The 26,230-nt window shown below is 60.9% G+C and carries 19 protein-coding genes and 2 pseudogenes; 6 read left to right on the forward strand and 15 right to left on the reverse strand.

Translation table 11 applies throughout. The features are described 5' to 3' along the window. Positions 1-184: 184 nt before the first annotated feature. Positions 185-595 (reverse strand): glycoside hydrolase family 3 C-terminal domain-containing protein, encoded by a 411-nt coding sequence (locus QFZ30_RS10325; RefSeq protein ID WP_307075885.1) that lies wholly within the window; start codon positions 593-595, stop codon positions 185-187. Between QFZ30_RS10325 and QFZ30_RS10330 the strand changes: the two genes are divergently transcribed. Next, entirely contained in the window at positions 492-2,726 is a 2,235-nt protein-coding gene (locus QFZ30_RS10330; protein WP_307075887.1) for an amylo-alpha-1,6-glucosidase, read from the forward strand. The two genes, QFZ30_RS10325 and QFZ30_RS10330, sit on opposite strands and share 104 nt — an antisense overlap. Positions 2,727-3,729: 1,003 nt before the next feature. On the opposite strand, the gene QFZ30_RS10335 is transcribed toward QFZ30_RS10330, so the two are convergent. From QFZ30_RS10335 to QFZ30_RS10365, 8 genes and pseudogenes are all read right to left on the reverse strand, one after another. Beyond that, positions 3,730-4,098, reverse strand: coding sequence for a type II toxin-antitoxin system death-on-curing family toxin (locus tag QFZ30_RS10335; protein ID WP_307075889.1), 369 nt, complete (start codon positions 4,096-4,098; stop codon positions 3,730-3,732). Beyond that, the gene (locus QFZ30_RS10340; RefSeq protein ID WP_307075891.1) at positions 4,095-4,301 is read right to left on the reverse strand and encodes a ribbon-helix-helix protein, CopG family; all 207 of its coding nucleotides are present in this window, start codon (positions 4,299-4,301) and stop codon (positions 4,095-4,097) included. The genes QFZ30_RS10335 and QFZ30_RS10340 overlap by 4 nt, the downstream gene beginning before the upstream one ends. A 61-nt stretch (positions 4,302-4,362) precedes the next feature. Then, positions 4,363-4,572 (reverse strand): annotated as a pseudogene (locus QFZ30_RS10345) (transposase); the annotation flags it as partial. A gap of 98 nt (positions 4,573-4,670) precedes the next feature. Continuing rightward, a complete protein-coding gene (locus QFZ30_RS10350; RefSeq protein ID WP_307075893.1) occupies positions 4,671-5,201 on the reverse strand; it encodes a YbhB/YbcL family Raf kinase inhibitor-like protein in 531 nt (176 codons plus the stop codon). Between the two features lie 9 nt (positions 5,202-5,210). Then, a pseudogene (locus QFZ30_RS21985) lies at positions 5,211-5,360 on the reverse strand (carbohydrate kinase); the annotation flags it as partial. A gap of 1,275 nt (positions 5,361-6,635) precedes the next feature. After that, positions 6,636-10,337 carry an Ig-like domain-containing protein gene (locus tag QFZ30_RS10355; RefSeq protein WP_307075894.1) on the reverse strand — a complete coding sequence of 1,234 codons (3,702 nt, stop codon included), beginning with the start codon at positions 10,335-10,337 and terminating at the stop codon, positions 6,636-6,638. A gap of 1,293 nt (positions 10,338-11,630) precedes the next feature. After that, positions 11,631-11,879 carry a hypothetical protein gene (locus tag QFZ30_RS10360; RefSeq protein ID WP_307075896.1) on the reverse strand — a complete coding sequence of 83 codons (249 nt, stop codon included), beginning with the start codon at positions 11,877-11,879 and terminating at the stop codon, positions 11,631-11,633. A gap of 722 nt (positions 11,880-12,601) precedes the next feature. Next, on the reverse strand, positions 12,602-12,745 hold the full coding sequence (locus tag QFZ30_RS10365) for a hypothetical protein (protein WP_307075898.1): 144 nt from the start codon (positions 12,743-12,745) through the stop codon (positions 12,602-12,604). 910 nt (positions 12,746-13,655) lie between these two features. Here QFZ30_RS10365 and QFZ30_RS10370 point away from each other — a divergent pair. Further along, positions 13,656-14,552, forward strand: coding sequence for a TIR domain-containing protein (locus QFZ30_RS10370; RefSeq protein ID WP_307075900.1), 897 nt, complete (start codon positions 13,656-13,658; stop codon positions 14,550-14,552). Between the two features lie 1,031 nt (positions 14,553-15,583). Here QFZ30_RS10370 and QFZ30_RS10375 read toward each other — a convergent pair. The 3 genes from QFZ30_RS10375 to QFZ30_RS10385 all read right to left on the reverse strand — a co-directional run bounded on the left by QFZ30_RS10375 (position 15,584) and on the right by QFZ30_RS10385 (position 19,953). Beyond that, the gene (locus tag QFZ30_RS10375) at positions 15,584-15,934 is read right to left on the reverse strand and encodes a YciI family protein (protein ID WP_307075902.1); all 351 of its coding nucleotides are present in this window, start codon (positions 15,932-15,934) and stop codon (positions 15,584-15,586) included. A gap of 938 nt (positions 15,935-16,872) precedes the next feature. Continuing rightward, positions 16,873-17,460 carry a recombinase family protein gene (locus tag QFZ30_RS10380; protein WP_307080192.1) on the reverse strand — a complete coding sequence of 196 codons (588 nt, stop codon included), beginning with the start codon at positions 17,458-17,460 and terminating at the stop codon, positions 16,873-16,875. Positions 17,461-18,738: 1,278 nt separating this feature from the next. Further along, positions 18,739-19,953, reverse strand: coding sequence for an IS110 family transposase (locus tag QFZ30_RS10385; RefSeq protein WP_307075904.1), 1,215 nt, complete (start codon positions 19,951-19,953; stop codon positions 18,739-18,741). Between the two features lie 491 nt (positions 19,954-20,444). On the opposite strand from QFZ30_RS10385, the gene QFZ30_RS10390 reads away from it, so the two are divergent. Then, the gene (locus QFZ30_RS10390; RefSeq protein ID WP_307075906.1) at positions 20,445-21,641 is read left to right on the forward strand and encodes an IS110 family transposase; all 1,197 of its coding nucleotides are present in this window, start codon (positions 20,445-20,447) and stop codon (positions 21,639-21,641) included. Positions 21,642-21,999: 358 nt separating this feature from the next. Here the strand turns inward: QFZ30_RS10390 and QFZ30_RS10395 are convergent, their stop codons facing one another. Continuing rightward, positions 22,000-22,344 carry a DoxX family protein gene (locus tag QFZ30_RS10395; protein ID WP_307075908.1) on the reverse strand — a complete coding sequence of 115 codons (345 nt, stop codon included), beginning with the start codon at positions 22,342-22,344 and terminating at the stop codon, positions 22,000-22,002. A gap of 161 nt (positions 22,345-22,505) precedes the next feature. Beyond that, a complete protein-coding gene (locus tag QFZ30_RS10400; protein WP_307075910.1) occupies positions 22,506-23,549 on the reverse strand; it encodes an Atu2307/SP_0267 family LLM class monooxygenase in 1,044 nt (347 codons plus the stop codon). Positions 23,550-23,679: 130 nt separating this feature from the next. Here QFZ30_RS10400 and QFZ30_RS10405 point away from each other — a divergent pair, with 130 nt between their 5' ends. Continuing rightward, the gene (locus QFZ30_RS10405; protein WP_307075912.1) at positions 23,680-24,363 is read left to right on the forward strand and encodes a TetR/AcrR family transcriptional regulator; all 684 of its coding nucleotides are present in this window, start codon (positions 23,680-23,682) and stop codon (positions 24,361-24,363) included. 61 nt (positions 24,364-24,424) lie between these two features. Here QFZ30_RS10405 and QFZ30_RS10410 read toward each other — a convergent pair whose 3' ends face one another. Further along, positions 24,425-25,024 carry a CE1759 family FMN reductase gene (locus QFZ30_RS10410; RefSeq protein ID WP_307075914.1) on the reverse strand — a complete coding sequence of 200 codons (600 nt, stop codon included), beginning with the start codon at positions 25,022-25,024 and terminating at the stop codon, positions 24,425-24,427. A 714-nt stretch (positions 25,025-25,738) separates the two neighbouring features. Between QFZ30_RS10410 and QFZ30_RS10415 the strand changes: the two genes are divergently transcribed. After that, positions 25,739-26,029 carry a hypothetical protein gene (locus tag QFZ30_RS10415; protein WP_307075916.1) on the forward strand — a complete coding sequence of 97 codons (291 nt, stop codon included), beginning with the start codon at positions 25,739-25,741 and terminating at the stop codon, positions 26,027-26,029. Then, positions 26,026-26,190 carry a hypothetical protein gene (locus tag QFZ30_RS10420; protein WP_307075919.1) on the forward strand — a complete coding sequence of 55 codons (165 nt, stop codon included), beginning with the start codon at positions 26,026-26,028 and terminating at the stop codon, positions 26,188-26,190. Before QFZ30_RS10415 ends, QFZ30_RS10420 begins: the two co-directional genes overlap by 4 nt. Positions 26,191-26,230: the final 40 nt, after the last annotated feature.

Here is a 26,230-nt window from a genome sequence, read left to right on the forward strand (position 1 = left end):
CCGAAGCCGAATTCGTAGGCGGGCTGTCTTCCGGCCTTCAACCACGCTCGGTAGCCAATGTGGATTCCTTCTTCGTACCGGAGTTTCCCATACGCGTCCGGAGTTACGTTGAGCACCCGCACGTCATCCTGGGTGGCTGGCCAAGTGGTAGGCAACCGGCCACCTGGCTCGGTTCGGCCGGTGATCATTCAGCAAGGGCGTTGCCACATTCCTGTCCCCCGAAGTATCCGATCGAAGTCGCTGCAACCTCGTGGCGCCATGGCATGAGAACCGGCGGGCCTGAATTCACCACCACTACTGTGCGAGGGTTGGCTGCGGCGACCGCATGGACCAGCTGGTCCTGCAGTCCGGGTAATTCGAGGGTAGTAGCGCAGGAACCTTGCCTCACCCATGGGAAGTGGGGATAGTACTTATTTAGGGGCGCCAACGGCTCCGAGTGGGCTCGGGTGTGTCGGCCGCCGGTACTGTGCAGGGGCGACGGAGGTCCGAAGATGGCTGGCTGGAACACCGACAACGCCGCGGGATCCCCCGGCCCGGGCGCCGTAACACTGCTCGAGGGCTCCTCCTTCTGTATTTCAGCGGCCAACGGCGACATGTCAGCGGGGAGCCCCCAAGGCGCCTTCTTCAATGACACACGATTCATTGCGGAATGGAACCTGACCATCAACGGGCGAGCTATCGAGGCGCTCTCAGCCAACACGCCGGAGCCCTATCGGGGCCAGTTCATCGGCAGAGTCCATAGCGACGAAAGCGCCGACAGCACACTGCTGGTTGAACGGGAAAGAATCCTCGGTACCGGACTGACTGAAACGATTACGGTGCGGAACTACTCGCGGACCCCTTGCCCGTGCAGCATGGCCATCGTGGTCGACACCGATTTCGCCGACCTGTTTGAGGTTAAGGAGGGTCACCGGTCACGCCTGTGGAAACAGAAGCGTCATATTGACGGTGATCATCTGACCTTGGAATCGGAGTGGAACGGACATCACCATGCCGTCCTCGTGACCTGCCATGGAGCGCATGTTCAAGACCACAGCCTTGTATCCTCCGCGACGGTCCCCGCTCACGGCGAATACATGTGGACAATTACGGCCGTGCCGCTACCGGACCGGGCCAGCACCGCGGCGGCGAGGGAACGCAAGCTAGACAATAAGCTCCCCCTGCAGGCAAAGTACCCTGAGCACGAAGAGTCGTTTCGCCGGATTACGGAATGGCGGGCGGCAATGCCGGTCGCCGATCTGGGTGATGACGCGGTTGAAAAGGTGATTCGGCGAAGTCAGGAGGACCTTGGCTCATTGCGGATCTTCAACCCCGACCACCCCGACCGGGCAGTTGTCGCTGCCGGGGCACCCTGGTTCATGGCCCTCTTCGGCAGGGACAGCATTTTCGCCTCCTACATGTCCCTCCTGCTGGATCCTTCGCTTGCCGTGGGAACGCTCAGAACACTGGCTGACTACCAGGGGAAGGAAGTTAACCCGCTAACTGAGGAAGAGCCCGGACGGATACTCCACGAAGTGCGCCTGGGCGTCGGCACCGGGGAAGCCTTGGCCGGGCACGGGATCTACTACGGCACGGCCGATGCCACGCCGCTGTTCGTCGCCGGCCTGGGTGAATTAGACCGATGGGGACTGGAAAGCGAAGCAGTCCAAGAACTTCTTCCAGCCGCCGACAGAGCACTTGCGTGGATGGAAAACTACGGCGACCGGGACGGCGACGGTTCTATCGAGTACCAGCGCTACACGGACCAAGGGCTGCTCAACCAGGGCTGGAAGGACTCTTGGGATGGGATCAACTTCGCAGACGGCACGCTCGCTGAATCCCCAATAGCCCTCTGCGAAGTCCAAGCATACGCGTACTCTGCATACCTCGGGCGCGCACTCATCGCGCTCACCAACGAAGATACCGACACAGCAGAAACCTGCGCCGCCAAAGCCGCAAAACTCAAGCAAGCGTTCAATGAAGCCTTCTGGCTACCGGATCGCGGCTACTTCGCCGTCGCCCTGGATAAGCACAAGAAACCAGTCGACGCCCTCGCTTCAAACATGGGTCATTGCCTCTGGACCGGAATCGTCGATCAGGACAAGGCCGCTGACGTTGTTGAGCACCTCATGTCTCCCCAGATGTTCACTGGCTGGGGAATCCGTACGCTGTCCAGCGAGATGGGTGCCTACAACCCCGCAAGCTATCACAACGGTTCAGTCTGGCCGCACGACAGCACGATAGTTGCAGCAGGACTGATGAGATACGGCTTCGTCGAAGAGGCACAGAGGCTCGCCTACGCCCTGCTCGAGGCCGCAGACCACTTCGGAGGCCGACTGCCGGAATTGTTCTGCGGGCTTGACCGCGAAAGATACCCCGTGCCCGTTCCCTACCCTGCCTCTTGCTCCCCTCAGGCCTGGGCCTCCGCCGCACCCGTGCACCTGATCAGACTGCTGCTGAGGTTTGACCCGATACTGATCTGGAATGAATTGTGGCTTGCTCCCGCACTACCGCCAAGCACCCACTTCCGCCTGGACAACGTACCGTTTGCAGGGCACGCACGGCTATCAATTGACGTGGACATGAACACTGACACCGTCGAAGTCGAAGGGCTACCGGACCACGTAAAGCTCCATCTAGGCGCACGACCCCCACTCTCAGATCTGTTCAACCTAACCCGAACCGAGCACCACAGCGCTACATCGTCAGCCGCATTGCCGAGCGACTGGCCGCCCGTTACCCCCTAACCAGCGGGTAAGGACAACGGATTCTCCGTTGATGCGAAGGCCTTGAACCGGATCGAGTTGAAGTTTGCGACCGCCGAAGCTCGCGCTCTTCTCGTCAATTTCTACGTGGTCGCGTGCCGCAGTGACCACAGCGCGATAAAGGTGCGGATGATCCACTCCACACAGCGCGGCGGAGCGGACGTACAGCCGCAGCCGGGTCACGGAGTCGCTCCGGCCAGGACCGTGACGGGTGCGATTCCCTGCGCGCATACGACGCCGTCCGGCCCCAAGATGCGTGTCGCGATACATACCCCCGCCGCTATACCAGCGGGAGTCGTCGTGCACGCGGGCATCGACGCGAATCGTGTTTGCCTCGCCATACCGGAGAAGGGATCCAGCGCGACGGTGAAGGAAGAGTATTCGCTTCGGCGCTCTTCCCTAGCCACCGGCAGACCCATAAAGCAGACGTAAGTGTGGACAATGTCCACACACACTTTGGCAGGACAAAACGAGCACATACGGCTCCCGCGACATGTAAGAGGAGCCCTTCAAAAAGAATTTCGCACCAAAGTCGGCGACGTCATGTTGTGCCCACAACCCCGAACCATGAACTGGTGTTTGGCCACCCCGACCAACCAGGAAAAACAGGAACGAGGAACCATTCAACAGCTCCACAGCAGGCGCAAGGCCCACTAGCCAGGGACTTGAACCCGCCACCCCACACACCTAAACAGGCCCCGCGGCGGCCAGGCCACAACCCGCGAACCTAGCGTCAGAGGGACGCCACCACAAGCTTTGTACACACGTTAAAAACAAAATCCCCTCTGGCGAGGGGATCCACTGTGCCCGAGGTGGGACTCGAACCGCATTCCAAACCTTGTAAACACTGGGAACTCCAGAAAACATAAGCAATCCGAGGCAGTCCGGCCGATATATGGCCCAGTCCGACGCCGAATGTGTTGACAGTGTCAACACTCTCTTTTTGCCACTTCGAAGCATCTCCGAACTGCACGTGAACGCACGGCTACCGTCTGACGAGGTGGGTCGCAATCGTCCCCGCGCTGTCCCGCAGTGTGATGTCGCCGGCTGCCACACGCACGACGAGATTGAAGGCCTCGTCAGTGCTGAAGTCATGCCGGTAGCCGTTGATCCAGAGCATCAGAACCATCAGCGTCCAGGCCGTGCGTTTATTGCCATCGATCAGGGGGTGAAACCGCGCAACCGACTCCATGAGAGCCGCCGCCTTCATCGCTAACTGCGGATAGGCTTCCACCCCCATCACAGTGGTTGCCGGCCTCGCCAGTGCCGAGGCCAGAAGCCCGATATCACGGACATGGAATCCAAACCGGTCAACGACCTGCAAAGCGTCCTCAATCTCGAGGTACTCGGTCACGCATCCTCAAGGCGCGTCAAAAGCTCGGCATCATGGCTCAACACGAAATCCAGACCCTCGCCGATATCACGGGTCCGATGGTGACGCTGCAGGACCAGCTCTGCACCCTGGAGCAACAACGCAGACTTCGACGTATGTTCCTCTGCGGCCAGCTGGTCCAAACGCCGATTAAGATCTTCGGGAACACGCAGATTCATAGCCATCCACCAATGGTACCAAAACAGTACCAGCAAGGGTCCTGTCTCAGTTAAGTTGGCAACGCCGATCTGCGACCGTCAACATCGCGGCCAGGATACTGTCCCAAGTTCCGTCACCGCTGTAGCGGCGGTGCCACTTCCAAAGCGTCTGCCACGGACCAACTCGGCCGGCCCATCCCGCCAAGCGATCCCGCAGCGGTATCGGTAAATAATGCCCCTCGACCACCCGCCGGTCGTCCCGGAAGGGGCGACCCCGGCGACCAATAGAAGACGGCAACGCTAAATAAGGGCCCACTGCCCAGCAGTCAAAACATAGAAATACGAGACACCCATCAAGCATTCCGGACAACAGCCTCGGGGCTTGGGAGACACACCCTAGCGGCGTTCGAAGGTTCCCGTCAGCCTCGCCCGGCCCAAGGTGTGGGTGGAGAGCGCGGATTGCAGGGCGGCGGGGGTGTCATCAGTGCGCAGGTCCAGTCGCTCAACATCCATGGCGTGGACCACCAGCAAATACCGGTGCTGACCGTGCCCGGGAGGAGGGGCAGCTCCCACGAAACCGACAAATCCGGCATCGTTCTTCAATTGCACTGCACCAGACGGTAACCGGGAGTTGTCCCGGGAACCTGCACCGGCCGGGAGGGAGGTGACGTCTGCCGGGATGTTCACCACAGCCCAATGCCAGTAGCCCGCGCCTGGGGCATCGGGGTCGAAGACGGTGACTGCGTAGCTCCTGGTTCCCTCGGGCGCGCCCGACCAGGTGAGCTGGGGCGATTCGTCCCGCCCGCCGGCTCCCAGGACGGCGCTGCGTTGGGCTTCCGGAAGAACCTGTCCATCCTCGAAGGATTCGCTGATGACTTCGAAGGATTCGATCCCGGATGTTGGTGCAAATGGATCATGCGTTTTCATGGCTGCCTTTCAGTTGCTGTCAAGCTCCGCACCCGTCAGTTCGACGGCAGGAGCGTCCTCTGCGGCGGTTTCAATGCAGTTGAGTTCGGCACGCGTGGGCGGATTAGCGCCAGCGCGTGAGACGGTCACGGCCGCAGCCCTGGCCGCGTGCGTGAGGAGCTGGCAAGGCGGGCCACTCTATCTCGTCTGTCACTGGGACAGCCTATCTAAGGGGTGGAATTTTGGCTTGCTGGCACAGAATTCGGGCGATCGAGCCCATTTCGCATCAAGAAAGTCGACGACAACCCACAACTGGACTCAAGAACTCCGCGAGCCTCATACGAGCACCAGGGGTTCATTCTGGGCTGGCTCCCGTTAACACATGGCTTTCTCACTGCAAAAATCTACACCGCACGACACACACTGCCTTGTTCCAACTGTCCCGAGTGATCAGACGAATCATCGCTGCCTGTCATTCTGATGCTTCATCGTCGCTGGGGCCTGCGCGCAACCAGGGCCCCAAGCGGTAGCTCCGCTACAAGAACGACGCCCCGATCCTATGGCCGCGAACTGGAAGGCCTGGAGGCAGAGCCCGAGTACCAGGCCGCCCTGCCAGCGGGAATCCCGATGCTTGGGGTCAGGGGACAACTAGCTTGCCGATCGAGCCTGGACAAGAAGACGAATGCAACCCGTTGGTCATGCAGTAGCCCAACGCCATCACCATGAACATGCGTGAGACGAGAAAGAGACCACAAGCCGGCGAAGCGTCACTCCCCCGGCTCGAAACAAATCATGTTGCCAGGACCCGGCCCCGCAATGAAGGAGTAGCAAGCCGAAAATTCGCCGACAGAAGGAAAGGAAGGATCCGGCCACAAGCACGGCCCCCGATAAACACGGCATGACCGCCACCCGTTAAAAAGACCCCATGGACAGGGCGTTGACACTGTCAACAGGTCAGAGGCCCAAAGGGCCTCTGACCTGTTGACAACACTGTGCCCGAGGTGGGACTCGAACCGCATTCCAGCCCTTGCAAACACTGGGAACTCCAGAAAACATACGCAATCCGAGCCAATCCGACCGATGTACGGCCCAGTCCGAAATGAAAAGTGTGCGCATTCTACACACCCATCAAATTCGCCGCTTCAGGCTGTCCAACCACCGACCGCACCCACGTTGGCGGGGTGCGGTCCTTCGTTGTGCAGACAAACAATCCGAGACTCCAACCGGGCGTGAAGCATCGAACGGAGGGCACACCCCGCAGGCAGTAGCTCCCGCGTACGGTGCCTAGCCGGCGCCTCCGCGTCAACGCGGATCCTAACGCGGCCATGGATATCAAAGTGCAACGCACTGGTCTTAGTCTTGGTCTGCCAGGTGCGCATGGTCCCTCTGTCTGGACGGCGTCGGTCAGATGGTGTTGCTGGTGTGGACGGTGTCGGCCGTGTCGATGGGGTCCGCCTACTTCGTCATCGTGAGGATGAGCTTGGGTGCGAGCGTGCTGCCGGCCTCCTTGGAGTTGAGGTCCAGGCCGTCGCTGCTGTTGGCGTCCATGCCCAGTGAGAGCTGTTGGCCGAGCTCACCGGTCAGGCCGCTGACCGTCAGCGGAACGTTGTAGTTGGTGTTGGTCGTTGTTGGGCCGAGCGTGCCGATGCTGGTGCCGAGCGCCGGACGGTTGCTGTACGTGATCCCGCCCTCGGTCCAGCTGTCACCCGCGACCTTGATGTTCTGCGTACCCGTTGACCCGCTCCCGGCGCTGCGCAGCTGCAACGTCGCACTCTGCAACGTCCTGCCCGCATACGCCGACAGGTCGAACTTCAAGTACGTGACCTCCACCGGGCTGTTGTCCACACCCAACATGACGCTCGTGCCAAAGTTCGTCCCCGTCGCCCCGCTGGACACATAGCTGTCAGCGGTGGCCGTGAGAGTGACGGTCTCCGACGTGCCCGCAGCAGCCGTGGTGAAGTTCCACGTCTTGGGCGCCGCCAACGCGTTACCGGCAACATCCTTCACCCCAACCGTGATCGTCGCCGTGTACGTCGTTCCCGCCGCCAGATTCGCATCCGGGTTCAAGGTCGCAACCCTGGTTGTGGTGTTGTACGACACAGCGGCCGGCACCGTCGTCGCCCCCGCCTTCAACGTGAACGTGCTGGGCGTGACCGTCGAGGTATTCATCGCTTCCGAAAACGTCCCCGTCACATTCGCCGTCACCGCAACACCAGTCGCAGCCGGAGACGTAGCAGCCGGCGACGTACCCGTCACCGTCGGAGCCGTCGTATCACCGCTGCCCGCAGCAGCCGTGGTGAAGGTCCACGTTTTATCCGCAGCCAACGCGTTACCGGCAACATCCTTCACCCCACCGGAACCGCCCCTGATCGTCGCCGTGTACGTCGTTCCCGCCGCCAGATTCGCATCCGGGTTCAACGTCGCAACCCTGGTTGTGGTGTTGTACGACACAGCGGCCGGCACCGTCGTCGCCCCCGCCTTCAACGTGAACGTGCTGGGCGTGACCGTCGAGGTATTCATCGCTTCCGAAAACGTCCCCGTCACATTCGCCGTCACCGCAACACCAGTCGCACCAGCAGCCGGAGACGTACCCGTCACCGTCGGAGCCGTCGTATCACCACCACCACCGCCGCTCACCGTGAGCACCAGCTTGGGTGCGACCGTGCTGCCGGCCTCCTTGGAGTTGAGGTCCAGGCCGTCGCTGCTGCTGGAGTCCATGCCCAGTGAGAGCTGTTGGCCGAGCTCACCGGTCAGGCGGCCGTCGACCGTCAGCGGAACACTGTAGCTGGTGTTGGTCGTTGTCGGGCCGAGCGTGCCGATGCTGGTGCCGAGCGCCGGACGGTTGCTGTACGTGATCCCGCCCTCGGTCCAGCTGTCACCCGCGACCTTGATGTTCTGCGTACCCGTTGACCCGCTCCCGGCGCTGCGCAGCTGCAACGTCGCACTCTGCAACGTCCTGCCCGCATACGCCGACAGGTCGAACTTCAAGTACGTGACCTCCACCGGGCTGTTGTCCACACCCAACATGACGCTCGTGCCAAAGTTCGTCCCCGTCGCCCCGCTGGACACATAGCTGTCAGCGGTGGCCGTGAGAGTGACGGTCTCCGACGTGCCGCCGCCCGCGGAAGCCGTGGTGAAGGTCCACGTCTTGTCCGCCGCCAACGCGTTACCGGCCACATCCTTCACCCCACCGGAGCCGCCCCTGATCGTCGCCGTGTACGTCTTACCCGCCGCCAGATCCGCACCCGGGTTCAACGTCGCAGCCCTGTCCGTGCTGTTGTACGTCACGACGGTGCCGGGCACTACAGGGCCCGGCACCGTCGTCGTCCCCTCGTTCAACGTGAACGTGCCCGACGTGACCGTCGAGGCATCCATCGCCTCCGAGAACGACCCCGTCACATTCGCCGTCACCGCAACACCAGTCGCACCAGCAGCCGGAGACGTACCCGTCACCACCGGAGCCGTCGTATCACTGGGCGGGGTAGTACCCGACTCCCTCGATCCGCTGTCTGTCTGCATCCCGCCATGGACGGGGCGGAACTCCCACGTGTAGGAGCCATCAGCTTTGAGGCTCATCCTCAGATGGCCCCACGTGTCGCTGAATTTCTTCTGCACATAGGCAGGGTCGCTGATGAAGGACCGCAAAACGATACCGCCGGTGGACACCTGGAACTGCTGCATCCCGTCCGGGACGCACTGGTCCGCGTTGTTCACCGGGCAGGTTCGCTCATAGTTGTGCTGTGAACCCGACAGGAGTACCTTGACCCGGTTCGCCCAGAACATGTCGATCCACGGCTTGGCCTGAGTGAAACGGCTATGGGCCGACGTGTCCGATGTGAAGTACGGGTCGTGGTACACAACAGCCAGATGCTTCCCGGCCGCTTTCGCCGCCTTCATATCAGCGTCCATCTCGGCGGTCATGGCCTGTGCCCTTGTGGCGTTGTACAGCCACGTAGCCGTAGGAGCTACCACAACGTGCCAGGTGCCCTTATCAAACGAGTACCATTCAAGGGCGTCCTGGAACCGTCCAAGAGTGGTGTTCGTTGCGCTTTTCGTCGTGGACACGCACTGGCCGTCCATGTATCGGTCCAAGTCATCATTCACACCGGGTTCCACGTCATGGTTCGGCCCGGCCGTCCAGAACGTCTTGGCTTTCACCTCACCCCATAGGGTGTTCCACGCCCCGAGGGCCGAACAGGTGCCCTTGTTGTACTGGAAGTCACCGATACCGATGAAGTTGTCCAGTGACCCGTCGTTCAGGCTGGCGGTGATGCTGGCAGCGTTCTTGCCCGATGCGGACGAGGTGGACGTGTTCCCTTCCGGGTTCATGTCACCTACAGCGGCGAACTCCCACGAGTCACCGGAGGGCGGAGGCGGGGAAACGACCGTACCGGCCGCGGCGTATACCCGGACCCAGTCCACCCGCATTTCCCCACCGCCGTCAGCGGTGGAGTCGGGGAACCAGTCCAACTGGAGGGTCTGATGCATGGAACCCGGGGGCTGGTGCGACACGGTGTTGTCCTGGAACCACTGGACTCCATCCACGTACCCGGTGATACCGGCCGGTGACCAGTCAACGGCGTAGTTGTGGAACTGGCTCACGTCGAGTGCCTTCGAGGCGCTCGTCTGCGAGTTGGAGCAGGAGTAGTGGTGGAAGAAGTTGATGACGTTCCAGTCACCCGTGGTTTCGGCGTAGTCCATTTCGCCGTCGCAGGGCCAGTTCTCCGAGTCGGGCCACAGGATGGAGACCATGTGGTACTCGTTGTCACCCGAGCCAGCGGCACGGACTTCCCAGCGGCCGTACTTCTGGTTGGCGAACTTGGCGCTCATGCCCGCGGTTGTGCCGTTGGGCGTCCCGTTCATGACCATCTTGGTGCCGTCGATGGTGACCTGGGTGGGTGAGCGGAGGCCGTTGCCTGCGTGCCCGGCGCTGTTGTAGACGTTCCATTTCAGCGAGTCGGGTGCGCCCACGTAGTTGAACTCGTCCCCGGTCACGACGGACCCCCAGTTATGGGCTGCTGCTGCGGTATTCCCGTCAGTTGAGGGTGCGGCAACCGCCCTAGAGTCACCGCTGACCCCTGGGCCCAACAAAATAAAGGCGCCAACCGTTACCGCCGCGAGAAGTGACGCCACAAAGGTTCGGGATTCAGTAATCATCGGGCACTCCCTCAGCGGGCCGCTGACTAACTCGTGTGGTCCCTGGTTCCCGAGGCGATGGTTTGTTCATGGTTCTTCTCCCTTATCTTGTCAGGCGTCGCGGCAAGCGTCTGACTTTAGGTGGATCGTGCGCCGTGCCCCTCGAGCACGGCGCGAAGCCTTCTATCGGGCCGTTATCGGACGTTGGTTCGCCGGAATTTCCTGAGTTCCGGCGACCGACAAGAAATTTCGCGGGGGTCAGCAGGCTGCACCTCGGTCGCCCCCGGTTCATTCCGGCCGGGGCATGTGCGGCAATTCTGGGCGTGTGGCAGTGAGGCCACTGGCCCATGCCCGGCATGATGATGGCCAAGGTTCATCGAGGTCCGGCGTCTTCCGGATTGCGCGCCCGAATCGGGCGGAGCGGAGCATGACGATTCGGGAGACTGCGCACAGACATGGCGACCTGCCTTCTGCCAGGGCGGGCGTCCCCAGCGCCAGACCGAGAGATGTTCCGATTGTTGTTGAGGCCGAATGAGACTCGGTCAGTCTATGTCCGAGACAAGAGGCCAACCAGCGTGGCGAGGGCTTCCGGGTACTCGTTTTTCGCGGGCACTACCCGTCTTTCAGCCCCGGACTACTCGCTCTTGGTTGCGCTTGAGCACATCTCAACCGCCGGGTTCCGGTCCATGCCGCCATGGGCCGGAACCCGAACCAGGTTCACTCCGCAACCCTGTTGGCCTCATACAGGTTCGAGTGGCCCGGACCGAACCCCAGGCGCGCAGCACCAAGCTGAGGCGCGTATCCCCCGTACCATGTACGGGATCCAGCACCCGCAAAACTGCTTCCGCTACCGGATGACGTCAGCAAACCTCTGGGTCATGTGGTCCAGATATTCGGGTTCGATCGGTGAGCTTGGTGCCTGGGCGGCGCGGCGGACCCGCAGGGTCCAGGCCCGTACAGCGACGAAGTACCAGCTGCAGGTGCCTCGTCCCGGAACAGCGCTCCGCGGTGCCCCCCCCCCGTTGGGCAGTCCGGAGCCTCCGGCAAGATGGCAGTGCCTGTCGCCGGATGGTGAGGGTTTCGAAGGGCGGCCGCGGCTGGAGCCGTACCGATGATGATGCCTAGACGGCGAGTGAACAGCGGTGACATCCATGGATTTATGGTCGCCGAGGTCTTGCAGGCCGCGGGGCAGATTAAGCGCCAGGGATAAGCAGGTGAATGGGGCGTGCATCCTTTGAATGCGGATCCATCGACTCGAACTCTTGAACAAACGGGCTACCCCGAAATACGGCACGTGACAGGCCGTATTCGCTTCTACCGGCCAGGTGCGTTTACCCGGACTTCACGGTAGTGTGCTGGCAGTCGAACGATCTCAAGTTCGGACATGTCCAGAAGACGCCTGCTTCCCGTCAATGTGTCCAGGATCCAGAACAGTCCGTGGTCCGGGGCGGTGTCGGTAACAGGCCCGCGGTGGACCAAGGTGCTCCTGAAGAACGCTTCGACTGCGTCCCCCGGTACGAGCTCTTGGTAAGAGGACATTACAACGCCATCAGTGCCCGTCATGATCTGACCCTTCGACTTTTCCTATAGGTTCCCCTACCTCATTGTGTCGACGCAAGGTTACCTGCTGGTGTCTTCGGGATGATGCTTCCCCTAAGAATCGACCCGGCCAAGCACAGCCGGTATCGGCCGAAAGGACGAAAAGGGCTGAGCATCTTGGCTTCGAATACGTAAATGGGGGCAGCGAGGGCCACCCACAGTTACGCCTCCGGTGGTTTATGGTCCCTGGAAATCTGCCTCACCGCCTGGAGATTGAGGAAAAACGGAATCCATTGGTCATGCAGTAAGCCCTGTGGCATCACCATGAACAGGTATGAGCAAAGAAACAGACGACAAGCCAGCACATACCTGCTCCCCAAAAGCAGCCAGGTCATGTAGCCCGGACCAGTCACCGTAATGAAGAAGTAGGGACCACAAAAAGATCGACCAATCCAAGAGAGGGGACCCCCGGGCCACAAGAAGGCCATCGACAACTTCATACCGCGCGACCTACACCCGTCAAAAACGATCCCGCGGACAAGCTGTTGACACTGTCAACAGGTCAGAGGCCCAAAACCCCCCTGACCTGCGGAAACACTGTGCCCGAGTGGGACTCGAACCGCATTCCAGCCCCTGCCAACACTGGGAACTCCAGAAAACATACCGAATCCGAGCCAGTCCGGCCGATGTACGACCCAGTCCGAAAGCAAACGTGTTGACATTGTCAACACGCCCTTCCTGACAAATCACGAACGGTTCGGCTCTGTCTTGTGGCCAATGCGTTTCTGACCCGAAGTATCGCCCATGAGGTCCTGGAACCGGGCGCTGCCGACGGCGCCCGAAGTTGCGTGGACGGGACAAGCCAGAGGCTTGAGATCGATGAGCGTCATGAGGAATTCCTCCTTCCACTACATCTCATGGATCGAGGCTGGTTCGTGACGTGACCAGCCACGGGCCAAGCCGGCGCTGGCCGAAAGATGAGGAGCGTACTCGTAAAACTGATGACCCCGAACGGTAAGAAATGCGGGTGAGCGGGCTGAGCCCCGAACGACAAAAGATCCGTTATCGGCGCTTAAAGCACGGGAGTTGCATTGGATGCGGGAACTCCCGTGTCTTCTCGAATTGAGCAGCGCTACGAACGCACGGAGGTGGAACCATTCGCCCGGATCGAAGGATGGGCCGCGAACTAGAAAACCGTGTCACCGGTGACGACAGCAAACAACTCAAAGACCGGGGCGAAAAGGCCGAGACTAGCTCGGCCGCAGAGTACGGATCGGCCGGCCATCACCAGGCGTCCGCAGCAACCCTGGCCGGCACCGCCAGCGACGAACTAGTGAAAGGCAGAATAGCGGCAGCACGGAATGAAGGTACGCACCCCAGCACGGCACTCACACCCAACGAAGGCGCGGCAAGGGCGCGGACGACAAGCGGGGGCGCCGCACTCGGGTCGCATAAATCCAAGAACGGTTCCAGCCGATAGCGGTCGCCACTTCACAGCAACAGCCGCAGGGCAAGTTGCCAGTCGAACCGACACCGAATAGGTGCGTCTGCTTCATCAGCTACCAACCAAATCGCTTGGGGCGCCGTGCTAGATAGTATAACCAGATACCTTCTCTGAGCCCTACGATGCGGCACTGATCCATTCCCAAAAATCATCCACCATGGGATCGTACAAGCATCCCTGAAGGCTTCATCAATACCACGACGGCCGAAGGCTAGGTAACCTCTCACCTCTTCGCCGCCATGAAGGGACGGTCGATTGATATCCTTGGCAGAGTACTCAAGCATTAGTGGGGGAATTTGAAAGTCTTTATTAGCTGGTCTAAGAACACGTGCGACTTTGCCGGTGTCCTCAATGAGGTCATCGGCCGGCTGTTCGACACAGTCACCACGTTCTATAGCCCTGAAATACCTGCGGGCGAGCAGTGGCTAGCTCAAATCGAAGAAGAATTGACGGATACAGACTTCGGGATCATTTGCGTCTCGAAGGAGAACCAGATGGAGCAATGGCTTAACTATGAGGCTGGCGCACTATCGCGCCAAGTCGGTGACCGAAGGAAGCGTCTCGGAGTTCTCCTGCTCAACTTCGATGACACCAACCAAGTAGTTGGTCCCTTCAAGAGTTTTCAAATGAAAATGGCAGACAAAGAAGGTTTTAAGTCGCTCATGAAGTCCTTGAACGAATATGGGCCCAATATCCGCCAGGATACCCTCGACGCTCGGATCGACAACGAATGGGATGATTTGGCCACCGCCATTGAAAACCTTAAGGCACGTGCGAGGTCAAGTGTAAAAACCCCTGACAGAACTGATTCCGAGAAGATAGATGAGTTGCTTGCAGTAGTCCGGGACTTCGATAAAGCCCTAACTGTCCCAGTTATAAATCCACTGCCGACCACAGCCGATGATAGGTATAAGGGTCAATCCTTCACAACCAAGGCATACAGAGTGCTCCGTGGGCGACCGTCGAGCTTTGGATTCAGGGCAGTCAATGAACTGATAGATGTACTTGATTCGTCCACTTCCCTAAGTGAGCTGGAAAAGAAGGCGATTCAGCATTACTACAGCGAAGAGTTTGAGAGTAATGACAAGACTCTCGTCATCATAGACCCGGCTTGGAAAGACCAGTACATTACGTCACCAGGCGGGCCTCTGGGCCTGGAATTTCCGCTGTCGGAAGTCGGAAGTCAAGAGTAGGTTGACGTAACCGCCTAGATGACTTCTGGTCAGAGGGTCATAACGTCCATTATCGGCGTTAAAAGCACGGGAGTAGAAGTGGATGCGAGAACTCCCGTCTCCTGGAGAATACCTGATAGCTCAGCCTACTGACGAGCAACCGGCTGGTATGGATTGCAGCATCCTGGCCCACTTCCGGCAATTTTGTCCCATTTCCTTAGAACCGGGACAGTTCCAGTGGGACACCCCCCTCGGTCGGGATTGTCACTTTCAGAAGCTGACTGCATAAACCTTCCCGTGGTTTCGGGGCTTGTGCAGATGACTTGTGAACACTCGCCGCTCGGTACTCCTCTGCACCAGGCGTGTTTTAAGAATCCAGGACTTAGCGCAAGGATGACCGAGCGAGCGTGGAGAACCCCGTCAAGGTCCCCAAAAGGGAAGGAAATGTCGCTCATCCGGACATACGACGCGGACGGAGGCCACACCGCCCATGACGCCGTCATCTCATAACGGGCCAATGGTTTCCAGCAGCGATGTCACTGGCAAAGTATCGCATCCGGCTTGTCAGAAGTATTTCCGGCTGTCCTGGTGGGGATGACGGTCCCCCTCGGCAAGGTGTCCCGACCACGTGGAAGTACGACGATCAAGTTTTCCGCACTTCGTGCAGCGCCGGCGAAAGGTCCCATTCTGGCCCGTCTCGGTCAACCAGTGGTGCCCTAGGTTCAACTTGCAAAGCAGCGTATTGAGCATGATGGAACCCCTCTATAGAGGCAGGTCAGTACTGAGGCGGACGCTCCCACGACCGCTTAAATTCTACGCTCAGCGTGACTTGGCAACCATGTAACCTACGCCCGGGGCCCCCATCTGGTGTCAGGCCATTCCCGCACTCACAGACGCAGCTGTGAAGGTACTGCACACCTGCAATTAGGGTGCGGCCGGAGAACGTCCCAGTTCCTTGGAAACGGGACCTCCCATTGGGACACTCCCCCGCGGTCCTGGCGGTCAAGTCACCTTTGCAACGAACGGCATGGGTGGATTTCGACAGCGTTCCCTCAGGTACGGGCGACGACTCCGCCGCTGTGCACAGGACGGACCTCCACTCCACCGCCGGTGAGGATGGAAGGATCTTTGCGGGCCAGGTCTAGCGCTTCGTCGATATCCGTCGCATTCAGGATGTAGAACCCGGCGACGACGTCACCGCCCGCGCCATAAGGGCCGTCTGCGGGGCCGGCCGTTCGGATCGTGCGCGCCTGGTCCCGCGGCGTGAGGGCATACGCGATGTGCATGCGACCGGTGGCGACGAGAGAGTCGAAGTGCTCGTCGCACTCCTTGAGCTCCTCTTTCGTGGCGTTAGGTGCGTGCAAGGAGTCGTTGGCGTAGATCAGTACAGCGAATTCAGGCATGCGTTCCTCTCAGGCTGATAGCCAAGGATCGTCAGTTTTTGTCCCAGGGAAGGGATACTACCGGAAGTATGTATATCCGGCCGTTGACCGCACCGGGAATAGCATTCCTGTTGCCGGCTGACCTGTCCGCTCGGTCTCAGGGGTGTCCCGTTTCCTTGAGACTGGGACGATGACGTTGGCCCCCGCATCCATAATTCTGTCAGCGGCAGGTGTCACACTGTCTGCAATTAGGTTGGTAAGCCAGTCGTTCACGCCGGAATCCACAGAAGGCTGGACGCTTTGGCCAGGTTGTGGGGGGAAAGCATTATGCCGCTCGTGCACATCTCAATGGTTCGAGGACCGAGGCCCATCAGCTTTCAGCAGATGAATGGGCCATTCTCAAGGAGCGCCGGAGGGAAATTCGCACGCCGCAGGCCCCGACGAAGGAGGGGCTAGACGGGGTGGAGCGGACGCCTAGAATCCGAAGGAATCTCAATGATGTTGTCAACGGACTCCTGCGGGTGGTTTAGGGGGCGGTCCCCTCTCGGTCGGCGTTCCCGAGTAGGGCTCGCGGGACTTCTTTTCGCTCATGGTTGTGTTCCTTCCAGGTGGGTGGGGCGGCTCGTGGTGACCGGCCAGCTTCCCTCTCCCCCGTTGTTTTTTGCCTGCTGGCGGAGCAACGCGTAGCTGTGCCCGACGGAGCCGGGGCAACCCGAAGGGCAAGCAGCGGATGGATTGTGGGAGGAAATAGGCGAAGCGCCGATACAAGGCATCCGTTGTGCAGCCGTCCGCAGGACGGTTGAGCCGGTGGAGCGGGCACGTACGATCCGCAGGACAGCAGCAAAAAACAGAAAGACGCTTCTACAGCCCGAGCGAAGCGAGGACCGATCACCTAACCCAAGTGTTGGACAGGCGAGGCTGGGAAACGGCGCCCGCCGTCACCCGCCGTTCAGCAGCACCTACAGGGTGCTGTCTTGGCGTGCAGCGAGGGCTTGCTGGTGGCGGTAGAGCGTGGCGCGGCTCCAGCCCACGAGCCGGGCGGCGTCTTCGGCTGTACGCCCCTTCGCCCGGGCGTCCTGGGCGATCGCCAGCTTGTCCGCGATGACGGCCGGGTCGGACACCGGCGGGCCGAATCGTGTCCGGTTCTGCCTAGCGGCGGCGATGCCGGCATTGACCCGCTCGACGATCAGCTCGCGCTCATACTCGGCGAGGGTGGCGAGCATGTTCAGCATCAGCCGGCCCGTTGAGGTCGCGGGGTCGATGCCGTCTGAGATGGATAGGACGTGGATGCCGCGGTCACGCAGCAGAGTCACGGTGTTGAGCACGTCGATCAGCGATCGGCCCAAACGGTCGACCCGCCAGACAACGACGGTGTCGCCCTCCTCGGCGTACTCGAGGAGTTTTTTCATTCCCGGCCGCTCGATGGCCGTTTTGCTGCCCGAGGTGACGTCGGCGAAGACGTCGCGTTTCTGCACGCCCGCGGCTACCAGCGCGTCCAGCTGCAGCTGAGCATCCTGACTGAAAGTACTGACACGCGTGTAGCCCAGTTGCCTCTCTAGGCCATTTTGACTCGAAAAGTCCCGGATGCACCCTCGGCGAGACGATTGGTGGTGAGACGCGTTTTCGAGATGCAGGGAGCCCTGCTTTCCGGCCGACTCCACCGGCTTATCCGAGCTCTGGAGTTGGTGTCTTGAAAAGCTGTTCGTCTCAAGACATAAGTCGTAGCGCTACTACCCAAAAGTCCGTCGCCAAACGAAGACAAGCTCATCCAGTCTGATCGAGCACCAGCCAGACTTTACCTGTCGCCAGGAGGGGTGTGAGCCTATACTCGTGGTACCGGAAATCACTGCAACGCAGGGACGGGTCGTGCGGGAAGGTCGCGGTCAGCCGTGGTCAGTAATCCATTTAGAAACAACCACAGTGCACAAAATGATGGGGTAAAGGCCGGTGTTCATCACGCATCTTGGCTTAAGCGCGAGGATGCGGCTGTAGCCCACGGCCACAGCAGCCTCTTCTTCCTGGCACACGATATCTTCGTGGCACACGATACCCCTCCCCCTCCGTCGGCTACCTGCCTTCAGGGTCACGACCTTTTACCAGGAGAAACTACCTGCAGCCACGGTCATCCAATTGGTTGACCTTCCTGGGACGGGTGCATCCTGCCCTTCTCCTGCGTTGCAGGTCTAAGCGGGTGGCCTCAGGCGGTTACAGCACATGGTCCGGGGCCTCTCTTCAGTTTGAAGTACTGGGACTGATGCGCCGGGGATCCCGTGACCGGGGGCGGCGTAGTTTGCGGCCCGCCCCTTCAAACTCATTTCATCCTCTGGCGGCGTCATGACAAGTCCTTGATTCCCTTTCTGCGCGATGGACAACGCGGATCAGCAGGGACAGGATGCGCTGCATAGGAAATGAGAAAGCGGGTGAGCTACCACCATTTTCTCAGCGCCCAGGCGTCAGTTGCGCCACCCCCGCTGGAGTCGTCCTTACCGCAGCGCCGACAACGTTTATACAGGCCGCCGTCGTCGGCGTGTTCAACGTGCCAATCGTGGCGGATACTCAATTTGCACAGCAGAGCTTGGATCATGACCAACTCCGATCTGGACCGCAGATCTGTGACTTCCATGATGGCCTTACCGCCACTGCAAAAGAAGAGCGGGAATCGGTGGCTTCGAGCTCGGGTGGCGAGGTCAGCTTGCACCCCACGCGGGGCCAATTCCGTAGCCTCGGCCATACGGGGTATCAGACTTTCGGACTAGGGACTCCTGGCACCGCCTAACTCTTCTTGTGATGAGTAGGTCCACGGAACATACCTTCTGCCACGGGGGTCATTGAAGGCTCACGCTGCCAATGGCGATGCCATGGCAGGCGCCGGGGTAGGTTGTGCCGTCGCGGAGCATCGCCCAGAGGACATTGAGCCGGCGTCGGGCAAGCGAGAGCATCGCCTGGACGTGGGATTTCCCTTCCACGCGTTTGCGGTCATAATAGCCGCGCGAGGCGGAGCATGACTTCAAGGCGGAGAGCCCGGAGAGGTAGAAGACGCGGAGGAGCCGTCGATCGTAGCGTCTGGGCCTGTGGTGGTTGCCGCTGATCCTTCCTGAGTCCCGGGGTGCCGGGGCCAGACCCACAACACCGGCGAACCGGTCGGCGGTCTGGAAGACGGTGAGGTCACCGCCGGTGGCGCCAAGGAATTCGGCGGCGAGGACTGGGCCGAACCCTGGCATGCTCAACAGCACCTCGGTGTGCTGGTGTTCGGCTACTTTCTCGCTGATTAGCGCATCGAGTTTGGCGAGCTCCTCGTTCAGGGTGAGGATTTCCTGGGCGAGTGCGGCGACGATCTCCTCCCCCATGTGCTGGGCAGGGACGGTGGTGTGCTGGGTTTTTGCGGCCTCTACGGCAGCTGCGGCGACGGCTGCCGAGGAGCGGACACCGTGCTTCTTTAGCCAGGCGTGGATCCTGGCTTGGCCGGCTCGGCGGATCCCGTCCGGCGTGCGGTGTTTTGTCAGCAGCAACAGCGCGGCTCTGGATCGGCTGTACTCGAAGGCCCCTTCCAGCGCGGGGAAATATTCCAGCAGTTGGGCCTGCAGACGGTTGATCGCCCGGACCCGGTCCGCGGACTTGTCGGCTCGCCGAGCAGTGAGGAGCCGCAGGCCGGTGCTGATCTCATCCCCGGCACGCAGGGGTTGCAGGTCGCGGCGCATCCGGGCCTGGTCTGCGATGACGGCGGCGTCTTTGGCATCGGTTTTCCCATCACCGCGGTAGATACGCGAGGCATGGTGAACGGTACGGCCGGGGATATACAGAATATTCTGCCCGTGGCCGATGAGCAGTGCGATCAGCAGTGCAGCTCCGCCGTGATTCAGGTCGGTCGCCCACACCACGTCATCGCCGTTTGCCATCTCGAGGACGGTGGCGAGGAGTTGGAGCAGGGCTGGTTCGTCGTTGGGGATTTTTTGTGAGAGCAGCCGGTTTCCGGCGGCGTCGATCACGACGCAGTGGTGATGGGCTTTGCCGGCGTCGATGCCGGCCCATATTTGCACCAAGAACAGCCTCCAGTCTGTTGGATGGAAAGGGCCCAGCAGATAACCGCGCCGTCGTGTCCTTATCCGGCGATCATGTCGCGTCTCTCAATTAGCGGTCGGGTCATCGCGGGGTGGCGGGCGGCCAATCCTTCGAAGCCGTCACGAGACCGTCCGGCACAGCAACCAAAGCCATACCCGCCTCCCCTGGGTAGCCACGACCCTACAACGGCCGCGGAACTGAGCCCGGTAACAACATAAGGACAGCAACCAAAAGACGGTAATACTGGAAAAGGTCTTGAGCCGGCGTGACTCAGCAAAAAACTGACGTGCCTGGCGGCACTGTCTTACCGACGATTTGTCGGCCGGCTCAAGGTCCATCAAAGGGGGTGATGTGCCAGGCGGACATGACTTCATAGGAGCCTGATACGACTAATCCCATTACCGTTTTGTCTGCCCACCTGGCCTGCCCCCGACTCATCAGCCATTGAACTCGACTGGGGGCCGCTTCCATCTTGGCAACTGAACCAACCAACGTCATCGCCGGCATCGACACGCATGCCGATACGCACCACGTGGCTGTCATCAACGAACATGGCAAACCCCTCGCGGACAAGGAATTCCTGGCCGTGGGATCCGGATACCGGAAGATCGTGGACTTCATCACCAGCCATGGCACAGTCTCCGCCGTAGGGGTCGAAGGGACAGGCTCCTATGGAGCCGAGATCTCCCGAATCCTGCGCGGTGAAGGTTTGTGTGTACTCGAGGTGAACCGTCCGAACCGTGCCGCGCGCCGGCTGAAGGGCAAGTCCGATCCGTTGGACGCCTACCAGGCCGCCCAATCCGTACTCGACGGCCGAACCAAATCGGTCCCGAACGCCAAGGACGGACCCGTTGAATGCCTGCGAATACTGCGTGCCGGGCGCACCTCGGCCCTAAAGGCCCGCACCGCAGCCATCAACCAGATCAAAGGCCTCCTCGTAACGGCTCCGGACAAACTCCGGGCGAAATACCGGAGTTTGGGTACGGCGGCGATGATGACGGCCCTGCAGCGCACCAGGCCGACCGGCCATATTGCTGACCCCGAGTACGTATGCCTGCTGACGTTGAAAGCCCTGGCCACCCGATGCCACTCCCTGGCGGCAGAAATCGCCACCGCGGACGCCGCGCTTCGAGAAATCCTCGACACCTATGCACCGATGCTCTGTGACCTGCCAGGTGTCGGAACCGAAGTAGCCAGCCAGCTCCTGGTCACCGTCGGAGACAACCCGGACCGCCTTGGAAATGAGGCCCAGTTCGCTGCCCTCGTCGGGGTCGCACCTATACCCGCATCCTCGGGCAAAACCATCCGTCACCGGCTCAGCAGAGGCGGTGACCGCAACGCCAACCATGCCCTGTATCAGGTCGTCCTGGTCCGCATGGCCTCGTGCCAACGGACCAAGGACTACGTGGCCAAACGCACTGCGGAGGGCAAGAGCAAACGGGAAATCATGCGCTGCCTCAAACGCTACGCAGGCCGGGAAATCTACCGCCAGATCACCAACCCCCAGCCAGCACCAGACAACACCGATCTGCGCCAGATGCGCACCGCACTCGGTTGTACCATCACAACCGCAGCCCGGGAACTTGGCCAATGCCCTCCAAGATTTCCCTCCTGGAACGGGGCCTCCTCCGAAACGACGCCCTCGCCAGGAAGTACCGCCAGTGGCTGACCGAGCAAACAGCCAATATCCGGATTTCAGAGAATCAGGGGTTACCAAGCCATTTGCAATTCACGGTGCCATAGTTGTTTGGTGGCCTGTTCGAGCTCCAACGGCCAAGCAGCTCCACACTCCTCAGCGAGCTTGCGCGCCCCGGCCTAACTGGTTGGAGCGCAGCGGAAGCCAGGGCGAGCCCTGCGAGCCTGCCCTTCCCCTCCTAAGTCTCGCGAGACCGGTGCGCTGAAGATGATGCGCGGCATCCGAAAAGAGGATGTGGGGTCACGCCCTCCAGATAGGACAAACCCCTCCTCTTCCCGCTGATCGGGACGAGGAGGGGTATGTGCCGTGCAGTGACGCTATGACCGTGGACTCAGAGCGCCAGGGCCCTGAGAACGACCACGGCGACGCTGACTCCGAGCAGGACGGCAGCACTGGTCACGGCGCGATCCCCGACGCGCAAGTGTGTAACGATCGCCCCAGCGAAGTAAAGAACTGCACCAATTCCAGCTGCGATTCCGATGGGCCACCAGGCGACACCGACGAGCAGACCGGCTGCTGCGGCGATTTCAAGGGTGGCGAGCAGTGGCGCCGCTTTGGTTGCTTTCACAAGCTCCAGGACGGCCATCTGTTTAGGGTCTTTGCGAAGCTTTCCGACGGCGGAGAACACGAGCAGGGCCGAGAAAAGGAGGCTGAGGATGGATGCTGCTATAAACATGAGTGGGGGTATCCCGTTCTGACGATGATGAGTGGATATGAGTGGATGGTTTTCCGTGGTGATGAAGGCGCACGGGAGTCGCCGTATTCGGTGAGGTGCCCTGACAGGAGCGAGGCCGGCTTCACGGCCGAGTTAGCGGCCGTGAAGCGGGTTCGCGGGTATCAGGCTGCGGAGGCGAGCGAGTCGGCGCGAACGATCGGGGCTACACGGGTGCCGAGGAGTTCGATGGATCGCATGACCTCTTTGTGCGGCATGGTTCCGACGCTGATCTGCATGAGGAAGCGTTCGTTGCCGAAGACGCTCTGCTGGAACAGGATCTTCTCGGCGACGTCCTCGGGGGACCCTGCGACGAGGGCTCCCTGCAGAGAGGTGTCCTTACCGTAGTGCTGCTTCGTCGGCAGGGCCGAGAAGGGCGCATTGAGGAAGGTGCTCATCGCGGACTGGAAGTAGGGGTAGCTCAGGTCGATGGCCTGCTCTTTGCTGTCAGCGACATGCCCGTGGGCGTTGATGCTGACCTTCAGGGCGCTCTCCGGGTGGCCGGCCTCGAGGGCGGTTGCCCTGTACAGGTCCACCAGAGGAGCGAAGCGCCGGACGTCGCCGGCGATGATGCCCAGAGACAGGGGCAGTCCAAGCTTGCCGGCACGGATGGCGGACGACGGTGATCCACCGACCCCTACCCATAGGGGCAGCTGATCCTGTGCCGGGCGGGGGTAAACACCTTGGTCCGACAGAGAGGCACGGTGGCGACCCGACCAGGTCACCCTCTCTTCAGCGCGGATCTTCAGCAGAAGGTCCAGCTTCTCTTCGAAGAGAGTGTCGTAGTCCGACAGGTCGTATCCGAACAACGGGAACGACTCCGTGAAGGAGCCGCGGCCCGCCATGATTTCCGCACGTCCGCCGGAGAGCAGGTCGAGCGTCGCGAAGTCCTGGTGCACCCGCACCGGATCTGACGAGCTGAGCACGGTCACGGCACTGGTCAGCCGGATCTTCTCGGTTCGTGCGGCGGCAGCCGCAAGAACAACAGCCGGACTCGCAGCAGCAAAGTCTTCACGATGATGCTCCCCGAGCCCGTACACGTCGAGGCCGACCTGATCGGCCAGCTCAATTTCCTCGACGAGGTCTTTCAGGCGTTCCTGAGGATTAATCCGGCGCCCGGTATTCGGGTCTGCGATGGCCTCTGCGAAGGAATACACGCCCAACTCCATGGTAATCTCCCATTTCTAGTGTTGTGGAGAGTGGTCTCCGGTAAGTGTAATGCGTAGATCCATCTCCGTATTCCCGGGGACGAAGATGAGGGGTTGTGCCATGCCGAGCGAGGATCGAGGGAGCAAGTCCGTGCGGGCTCGTGCGCCGCGTCGGGACAGTCTCCGCAACAGGGAAGCGCTCATCGAAGCAGCGCGGCTCGCATTCGCGGCGGAGGGCCTCAATGCGTCGCTGGACGCTATCGCGGCGTCGGCCGGAGTTGGCGCCGGAACCCTCTATAGGCACTTTCCTAGCCGGTCGGACTTATGGGGCGTGGTTCTGGTTGAACCCCTCAATGAGCAGTTACACCTTGCCGAGGAGGCCCTGAGGAACCCGGACAAATGGAAGGGCCTCTCGGGTTACATCATGGCCAGTTGCGCACTCGAGGCTGACAGCCGGGGCTACCTCAATCTCATGACGACCAGGCTCGATGAGTCAGAAACGCTTCTGGCGCTTCGCAGGCGGATCCAGGTGCGCGTTGAAGAACTGGTCCGCGAGGCGCGCGATGCGGGGGCGGTCCGGTCGGATTTCAGGGCAGAGGATCTCGTTTTCGTCATGCTCGCCAACAGTCGTATCGCAGAGGTGACGAGGGACGTCGCGCCCAGTGCGTGGCGGCGCAATGTCGAACTGTTCCTTGACGGCATCCGGCCGGACAGGGCTACACCGCTGACTGAACCGCCGATGAAACCCAGCCAGGTCGCCCGGACGATGATGCGTCCACGGCTTCGAGACGCTCGGCGTACGGAACGAAAGGCGGACAAAGTCAGCGAGGCCTGAGGCGCCGACACCCGATATGCGCGGTAGCGCCCCAGGCCCGATCGGTTTGACCGATTCCGAGTTAGGCCGCCTGTTGCTGCCCGTACGGTGGCGACATAAGTAGCGGAACACCACTTGAGCGGACTGTTTGCGTGAGTTCTTGAGCGGCCCGTTGCGCACGCTCGCGCAGGGCATGGGTGGTTTCTTCGGCTGCCCAATCCATGGCAGTGGCGAAGATTGACGTCGGAACCACAACTGCTCGCAAGTAGGAAAACAAGGGCCGCATGGCGTGCTCCAGCACCAGGGAATGACGGAGACTGCCGCCCGTGGCTCCGATAATAGTTGGAGTGTCGACGATCGCCGTCGGATCCAGCAGATCCAGAAACGCCTTGAACATGCCGCTGTAGGAGCTGGCGAACACTGGGCTCACCACAACCAAGGCATCCGCGGCACTGACCCTGTCGAATGCTTCCCGCAGACGGGAAGTGACCGCTCCACTGTAGGCCGCTGCGATGTCAGCAAAGAGATCACGCAGTTCAATCACCACTGGTTCAACCGGAATACCGGACGTAGCAAGGCCAACCACCGCCGCTTCAGCGAGCAGGTCAGCCAGTAACCGGCTCGACGACGGCGTACTGACGCCGGCAGCCAGGACCACCAGCTTGAATTCGCCCGACTCCACAATCAATCTCCCATCTGTAGGTTATGGAGAGCTGTCTCCGATTGATCCAATGCGTATACCCGTCTCCGTATTCCCGATTCGAAGTGCCCGCGCACAAAGCTGACGCAAGTCGTCGGTATGCAGACGTGCGGGCAACGCTTCTCGCGGCCCTCACCGATAACGTCAGGAACCTCTTCCCTGGCACGGCCCCTATTCTCCTCAGTGCGCCAGCGGGGAGGCGCCGCTGCACCGAAGCTGGCTCCGAACCCTGCGTGTGGGGATCCCGGCCTCAGCTCGTCCGGTTAGCGGGGCCAAGGGGTTCACATGGGGAAGGCCCCCACCAACGATGCAGCTGGCCTAAATCAACTGCCAGGTTCAATTTGACACCTATAGGAGCATCGTCGTAGACAAACAGGGCCAGGGTGCCCCGGAGCTCTGCGACGGCGCGGTCTGGACCCAACAGCCGGCCGCGCCAGCGGACGCCCGAAGGGGTGCGAGCCCTGCGAGCATGCAGTCGCCCAAGAGACCTGTGCGATCAGTCAGAATGGAGACTCGACCATTGGGGGATCAATGACTGAACCACTGTCTGCTGGAACGTGCCGGAAGACGGCGCCCTATGGCGTATAACTACGACAGGCCACCACAGCCCACCCGGACGGCGGATACAGCCTCAGGGTCTTCATCGAGGAACACTACGCGCTGAACGACGACGGATATCTGCAGGGGATAGCGTTGATGGAGCGCACGCTGCCCCGGGCTGAGTGGGATCTCTGCAACGAGCTCAACATGGATATCTACAAGCACGGCCTGGGGTGGATGAAGGCGCCCAATGAGCGGCCCGTCGCGGTCTTCGGCCAGGGAAGTCCACGCGAAGGCCAGCCGATCCCAGTGAAATACTTTCCCCGTCTGACGGCCAAAGTAGTCAAAAGGGCCGCCAGAGGCCGCCGCCCGATCTATAAGGGCCCGTCAATGCTCGAGCGTTGGCGCGGCTTCCTCTATCACATCGGAAAGGACAAATACTCGTGAGCAGACTTCACAAGAAGCTGACCCCTGAGGTCATGCAGGCGCTGCGCAGCAAGCCGGGGTTCATGCCCCTGAAAGTCGCCGATGTCCTCTGGCCGACGGCGACCACGCGTGTGCTGGACTCATGGACCAGGCTGAAGGTGCGCTTTTTTCAGATGTTCTAGCAGCTCTACGCTTTCGGCACCCATACAACCGACTGGCTCC

Origin of the sequence: Arthrobacter pascens (assembly GCF_030815585.1) — a bacterium.
GTDB lineage: Bacteria > Actinomycetota > Actinomycetes > Actinomycetales > Micrococcaceae > Arthrobacter > Arthrobacter pascens_A.

Coding starts and splice junctions, on each gene's coding strand:
- QFZ30_RS10330 (WP_307075887.1), top strand. CDS start 492: ATGGCTGGCTGGAACACCGACAACGCCGCGGGATCCCCCGGCCCGGGC.
- QFZ30_RS10325 (WP_307075885.1), bottom strand. CDS start 595: ATGTCGCCGTTGGCCGCTGAAATACAGAAGGAGGAGCCCTCGAGCAGT.
- QFZ30_RS10340 (WP_307075891.1), bottom strand. CDS start 4,301: ATGGCTATGAATCTGCGTGTTCCCGAAGATCTTAATCGGCGTTTGGAC.
- QFZ30_RS10350 (WP_307075893.1), bottom strand. CDS start 5,201: ATGAAAACGCATGATCCATTTGCACCAACATCCGGGATCGAATCCTTC.
- QFZ30_RS10355 (WP_307075894.1), bottom strand. CDS start 10,337: ATGATTACTGAATCCCGAACCTTTGTGGCGTCACTTCTCGCGGCGGTA.
- QFZ30_RS10360 (WP_307075896.1), bottom strand. CDS start 11,879: ATGACGGGCACTGATGGCGTTGTAATGTCCTCTTACCAAGAGCTCGTA.
- QFZ30_RS10365 (WP_307075898.1), bottom strand. CDS start 12,745: ATGACGCTCATCGATCTCAAGCCTCTGGCTTGTCCCGTCCACGCAACT.
- QFZ30_RS10375 (WP_307075902.1), bottom strand. CDS start 15,934: ATGCCTGAATTCGCTGTACTGATCTACGCCAACGACTCCTTGCACGCA.
- QFZ30_RS10395 (WP_307075908.1), bottom strand. CDS start 22,344: ATGTTTATAGCAGCATCCATCCTCAGCCTCCTTTTCTCGGCCCTGCTC.
- QFZ30_RS10400 (WP_307075910.1), bottom strand. CDS start 23,549: ATGGAGTTGGGCGTGTATTCCTTCGCAGAGGCCATCGCAGACCCGAAT.
- QFZ30_RS10415 (WP_307075916.1), top strand. CDS start 25,739: ATGGAGCGCACGCTGCCCCGGGCTGAGTGGGATCTCTGCAACGAGCTC.